Below are 1,602 nucleotides of genomic sequence, written 5' to 3'. Positions count from 1 at the left end.
CCCTGATCCACCGCCGTTGATTCTTGATCGGTGATTTCACTAGATCGTTGTGGGAGCCAGGCCGTTGGCGTGGCTGACCTGCCGGCCTGCACCGGCTCTTCCACTTCGGTCCTTGGTTGCGCCGCCGCCGGCTCGGGTGGTCAGGTCGTGGCGGGGGTTGGTGGTCCGGTCGCTGTGGCCCACAGCGACTTCCAGCCCGATGTCCAGGGCCAGTGGGTCGGCAGGTGCAGGACAAGCCGTCGGCCGGTGGCCGCGATCCGGGCAGGGATGTTGATGATCCGGGTCCGCAGGGTGGCCCAGCGGGCGGTGCGCATCGACGCGGCGACGGCGGTGGTGCGGGCGATGTTGAACGCGATCACCGCGCAGGCGACCCAGGCTGCGTTCGCCGGGTACTTCCCCGACGGCAGGTGCGCCAGCGGACCGTCCTTGAGTTCGGCGATGACCTGCTCGACCAAGGCGTGGTCGCGGTGACGCTGATCGGCCTCGACCACGGACAGGGTGCTGTTGGTGATGAAGGCGTGGTGGCGGTAGGTCGCGAACAGCTCGCCCTGTTCGCTGCCGTCGGATGCGAGCGGTTGGAGTCGCTTCACGCGACGCACGACCAGCCGGCACGAAACGTGCTCGGCCTTGCGGCGGCCAGTGAAGGCGGTGAACGGCACCTCGGCGACCTCCGCGTCGGAGACCCAGCGGTTCTCGGCCTCGTCGTAGACCGCGTTCGGGTACTCGATCGCCTTCCACGCACTCGCTTCGATGCTGGCGATCGCTGCTGTCACGCTCGGGGTCATCCGTGCGGTGACCGAGAACCAGGCCTTGTGACGCAGCGCGGTGCCGACGAAGGCCCACCCGTAGTACGCCGAGTCCGCCCGGGTCAGGATCCGTCCAGTGACGCCGGCGGCCCGGGCGGTCGTGATGGCCTGGGCCAGCAGCCTGCCGGCCCCGGTTGCCGAGGCGGTGTTGCCCTTGCGGAGTCGGGCGCGGGCAATGACCGGCGCCGCAGTCGGGGTCGAGATCGTGGCGAGCTGGATGTTGAGCCCGCGGACCTTGCTGTAGCCGAACGCTGCACCTTGCTTGGCGTAGCCGTGAACCTCGCGGACGGTGTCGTCGACATCGACGAACGCGATCCCGTCCACGTCACCGCCTGTCAGCAGCCCCGGCACGCGAGCCGAGAGTCCGGCCAGCAGCCCGCCGCCGGCCTTGTCGAGCTGCTGCACATGCCCGTGGGTGAACGAGCGCAAGAACGTGCCCAGCGTCGAGGGCGCGCGCACCCCGGCGAACAGCCGGCCCATCGCGCCGTGCCGGAGCAGATCGAGGTCATCGATCGAGTCGGCGCCGGCCAGCATTCCTGCGACCACTCCTGTGGTCTTCGCTGCCGCGTTGGGCGAGGGCACCGAGAGCCCCTCGAGGAGGTCGTACAAGCCGGCCGCTTCGGCCAGCCGCAACGCTGGAACCAGACCCGCAGCCGACACCAGGTTCGGGTCATCGAAGACAGGTCGGATCGTGTGAGAAGGTTTCACTTACGAGGTGCCCCTTTGGGTAGGTCAGATGCTGACGTCGCAATCAACATCGTCCCTGCTCAAGGGGCATTTCTCGTTCTACGCCACG

1 protein-coding gene is annotated in these 1,602 nt (G+C 68.5%); it reads right to left on the bottom strand.

The window, feature by feature from the left end; translation table 11 throughout:
• Nucleotides 1–140: 140 nt before the first annotated feature.
• Nucleotides 141–1,514, bottom strand: coding sequence for an IS1380 family transposase (locus KU893_RS22365; protein WP_218237015.1), 1,374 nt, complete (start codon nucleotides 1,512–1,514; stop codon nucleotides 141–143).
• Between the last annotated feature and the right edge of the window lie 88 nt (nucleotides 1,515–1,602).

The sequence above is a fragment of the Nocardioides daeguensis genome (genome assembly GCF_019192965.1).
Classification (GTDB): domain Bacteria; phylum Actinomycetota; class Actinomycetes; order Propionibacteriales; family Nocardioidaceae; genus Nocardioides; species Nocardioides daeguensis.
The sequence above is the reverse complement of the archived record's forward strand: the minus strand, read 5'-3'. Positions and strand labels throughout refer to the sequence as shown.